3 protein-coding genes are annotated in these 4,464 nt (G+C 47.5%); all 3 read right to left on the bottom strand.

The annotated features are described in order from the left end of the window. Positions 1 to 885: LysR family transcriptional regulator (locus tag NNN64_RS22465; protein WP_271442834.1), on the bottom strand; the 885-nt coding region annotated here is incomplete at its 3' end. Positions 886 to 1,069: 184 nt separating this feature from the next. Then, on the bottom strand, positions 1,070 to 2,203 hold the full coding sequence (gene dnaJ, locus NNN64_RS22460) for a molecular chaperone DnaJ (RefSeq protein WP_271442833.1): 1,134 nt from the start codon (positions 2,201 to 2,203) through the stop codon (positions 1,070 to 1,072). A gap of 86 nt (positions 2,204 to 2,289) precedes the next feature. Beyond that, the gene (dnaK, locus tag NNN64_RS22455) at positions 2,290 to 4,212 is read right to left on the bottom strand and encodes a molecular chaperone DnaK (protein WP_016151634.1); all 1,923 of its coding nucleotides are present in this window, start codon (positions 4,210 to 4,212) and stop codon (positions 2,290 to 2,292) included. Positions 4,213 to 4,464 lie beyond the last annotated feature (252 nt).

Genomic DNA, 4,464 nt, shown 5'->3' with positions numbered 1-4,464 from the left:
ATTTTTATATAAAGAAGCATAAATAGGTAATGTTTTAAATAACAACTCTTCGGGTAGTGTCAGTATTTCAATGTGATATCCCATTGAATGCTTAAAAAAAGAGGCCAATTCAGAAGGTATAATACAGATCATCTCTGTCGTTTCTACTATGTTTACCACCCCTAGCATCGAATCACTACGATAACCTATTTTACGCATCATTTTATTCTCGGTGTTACCTGTTGAATAGCAACACTCATCTATTATATCTGGTGAGAATATATCAGATTGATATACAGCATGCGAAAAGGAATAAAAATGATGTAACGATATTTTATCGAGGACTGACAATGGATTATTTTTACCACAAATACAGACATATTGTCTAAAGACATCCACAAGATGAACTTCAATATCCATGTCTTGTGGCGGAGAAATGTTAATTAATATATCTCCCATGCCGGAAAATAGCATATCAGCCAACTTTGTTTTATCATTTTTACTCACTGCATAATGATTTATTGTATACGCCGCAGTTAACTTACTATCATTAATAAAATGTGACAGATAGTAATGCTCTACGATATCGTTACCTAATACCGTTATGACTGAAGGATTATCATTATCTGTTGAAGGAGAATAGGTATCGTTGATGGTATTCAGGACGTGGCAGTAGACTTTATGAAGTTCTAACCCTTTCTTAGTCGGTGTCAGTCCTTTACGGGTTCGTTCAAAGAGTTTAAACGAATAGATACTCTGTAATCGGCTTAATGACTGGGAAACAGCTGCTGGTGTTATTGATAGCCTGGCAGAAGCTTTGGAAGCGTTTCCTGATTCAACAACAGCGTTAAATATCTTAATTAAATTAAGGTCAAAATCATTTCTTTGAACAAGCATCTTATCCATTATTCCTCCGGGTAAGTCGGGGAACAAAATAGAAGAAAATCTTTATCTTAGGAAATCATTTCTCATCATTTATCCTGCACATTCATTTTTATCGCTAATGAACCAATTTTAGTATTGAATACTAAAATAAAAAAGCCTGGGACTCTGTCGAGGCCCAGGCTTTTTATCAGATGTAATGCAGTAATTAGCGCGTCAGATCGTCAAAGAACTTCTTCACACCGTCGAAGAAGCTTTTGGAGCGCGGGCTGTTTTGCTCGCCCGTTGGACCACCAAAACTGTCCTGCAAATCTTTCAGCAGCTGCTTCTGCTTGTCGTTCAGACCCACTGGGGTTTCAACCACCACACGACACAGCAGATCGCCCTGTGCACCACCGCGAACAGATTTAACGCCTTTACCACGCATACGGAACAGTTTGCCCGTTTGCGTTTCACCCGGAATTTTTAACTTCACACGGCCGTCCAGCGTCGGGACTTCAATCTCGCCACCCAGTGCAGCCATCGCAAAGTTAATCGGCACTTCACAGTACAGGTTATTGCCTTCACGTTCGAAAATTGGGTGCTGTTTCACCTGCACCTGAACGTACAAATCACCTGCCGGTGCGCCATGCTCACCCGCTTCACCTTCACCCGCTAAGCGGATGCGGTCACCAGTATCAACACCAGCCGGGATCTTAACGGACAGCGTTTTGCTTTTCTCTACACGACCATGACCGTGGCATTTGTTGCACGGATCTTTGATCAGCGTACCGCGGCCCTGACAGTGTGGACAGGTCTGCTGTACGGCGAAAAAGCCCTGACGCATCTGCACCTGACCAGAACCATGACAGGTTGGACAAGTCTGCGGCTGAGTGCCTGACTTCGCACCGCTACCGTGGCAAATGTCACACTCTTCCAGCGTAGGAATGCGGATCTCTTTGGTGACGCCACGCACGGCTTCTTCCAGAGTGAGATCCATGTTGTAACGTAAATCAGCACCACGTGAGGCGCGCTGACGACCACGACCGCCGCCAAAAATATCGCCAAACACGTCACCAAAGATATCGCTGAAGTCAGCCCCGCCGCCAAAACCGCCGCCGCCGCCCATACCGCCTTGCTCAAATGCAGCATGGCCGTACTGATCGTAAGCCGCACGTTTTTGCGCATCAGTCAGGATCTCGTAGGCTTCTTTGATCTCTTTGAACTTTGCTTCGGCCTCTTTATCACCCTGGTTGCGGTCCGGGTGAAATTTCATGGCCAGGCGCTTGTAGGCCTTTTTGATTTCACGCTCTTCCGCTGTTTTGGAAACGCCTAAAATCTCGTAATAGTCTTGCTTTGCCATTGTTGTTTTTCAGCCCTTTAACATACAAGCACGGGCGTGGAGAGATCTCTACGCCCGTGCCGATTAATTACCCTGCATCAGGGCGATTACTTTTTGTCTTTCACTTCTTCAAACTCAGCGTCGACAACGTCGTCATCTTTCGCGTTGTTTGCAGAAGCATCAGCGCCTGCTGCACCCGCTTGCTGCTGTGCATGCTGCTGCTGAGCGATTTCCATCAGCTTCTGGGAAACCTGCGCCAGTGCCTGCATTTTCGCTTCGATATCCGCTTTGTCTTCGCCTTTCAGAGAAGTTTCCAGCGCGGTCAGTGCAGACTCGATGGCAGTTTTGTCGTCAGCTGGCAGTTTATCGCCGGCTTCTTCAACCTGCTTACGCGTGCTGTGCAGCAGATGGTCGCCCTGGTTGCGAGTCTGAACCAGTTCTTCGAACTTACGGTCAGATTCCGCGTTCGCTTCTGCTTCGCGAACCATTTTCTGGATTTCTTCTTCGTTCAGACCAGAAGAAGCCTTGATGGTGATCTTCTGCTCTTTACCGCTGTTTTTATCTTTCGCGGAAACGTGCAGGATACCGTCGGCATCGATGTCGAAGGTCACTTCGATCTGCGGCATACCGCGCGGTGCCGGGCTGATACCATCCAGGTTAAACTGACCCAGATCTTTGTTATCAGCAGCACGTTTACGTTCACCCTGCAGCACGTGGATGGTTACCGCAGACTGGTTGTCTTCAGCGGTAGAGAACACCTGGCTGTGCTTGGTCGGGATGGTGGTGTTTTTCGCGATCAGTGCGGTCATCACACCACCCATGGTTTCGATACCCAGAGACAGCGGGGTAACGTCCAGCAGCAGTACGTCTTTCACATCACCGGTCAATACACCACCCTGAACAGCAGCACCGATTGCCACAGCTTCATCCGGGTTAACGTCTTTACGTGGTTCTTTACCGAAGAACTCAGCAACTTTCTTCTGAACCATTGGCATACGAGTCTGACCACCGACCAGGATGACATCCTGAACGTCAGAAACAGACAGACCAGCATCCTGCAGAGCAACTTTCAGCGGCTCGATAGAACGGTTCACCAGGTCTTCTACCAGGCTTTCCAGTTTCGCACGGGTCACTTTGATGTTCATGTGTTTCGGACCGGTCGCGTCTGCAGTAATGTACGGCAGGTTCACGTCGGTCTGCTGAGCGGAAGACAGCTCAATCTTTGCTTTCTCAGCGGCTTCTTTCAGGCGCTGCATCGCCAGCGGGTCGTTACGCAGGTCAATGCCCTGATCTTTCTTAAATTCGTCAACCAGATAGTTGATCATACGGCTGTCGAAGTCTTCGCCACCCAGGTGGGTATCACCGTTGGTTGCCAGAACTTCGAAGGTTTTTTCGCCGTCAACTTCGTCGATTTCGATAATAGAGATATCGAAAGTACCACCACCGAGGTCATAGACCGCAATAGTACGGTTGCCGACTTCTTTATCCAGACCGTAGGCCAGTGCTGCGGCGGTTGGTTCGTTAATGATACGTTTAACTTCCAGACCTGCGATACGGCCGGCGTCTTTGGTTGCCTGACGCTGAGCATCGTTAAAGTATGCAGGAACGGTGATAACGGCTTCAGTTACCGGTTCACCCAGGTAATCTTCAGCGGTTTTCTTCATTTTTTTCAGCACTTCAGCAGAAATCTGCGGCGGTGCCATTTTCTGACCTTTTACATCAATCCATGCATCACCGTTGTCAGCACCGATGATTTTGTACGGCATGATCGCTTCATCACGCTGTACTTCTTCGTCCTGGAAGCGGCGGCCAATCAGGCGTTTAATCGCAAACAGGGTGTTTTGCGGGTTTGTCACTGCCTGACGTTTAGCCGGCTGACCAACCAGAGTTTCACCATCCTGGGTATAAGCAATGATAGAAGGCGTGGTGCGATCGCCCTCGGCGTTCTCCAGCACACGTGCAGTAGTGCCATCCATAATCGCTACACAAGAGTTGGTAGTACCCAGGTCGATACCAATAATTTTACCCATCTAAACGTCTCCACTAAAAATTCGGTCATCATGTGGTTGTGAATCTGTAATAAGGGCGAAACGTGCGGTTTCAACTACCCTGAATCGTTTTTTTTCAGACTCACCACTGCGGTTGTCTACAAGATGGGGTCGTAACCCACGTCATCAAGGGGGGCATGAAAATTTTTTTTAGCGTCGTGGCAATAAAATGAGGGAAAAACGGTTGAAAAGTACAATTGCGAATAATCACCACTCAAAATTTATTCATAAAAC

The sequence above is a fragment of the Citrobacter sp. Igbk 14 genome (genome assembly GCF_028069825.1).
In the GTDB taxonomy this organism is placed as follows: domain Bacteria; phylum Pseudomonadota; class Gammaproteobacteria; order Enterobacterales; family Enterobacteriaceae; genus Citrobacter.
This window is presented reverse-complemented; position numbering and strand designations above follow the sequence as displayed.

Excerpts from the sequence above, each read along its gene's own strand:
- dnaJ (WP_271442833.1), bottom strand. The coding sequence starts at position 2,203 with ATGGCAAAGCAAGACTATTACGAGATTTTAGGCGTTTCCAAAACAGCG.
- dnaK (WP_016151634.1), bottom strand. The coding sequence starts at position 4,212 with ATGGGTAAAATTATTGGTATCGACCTGGGTACTACCAACTCTTGTGTA.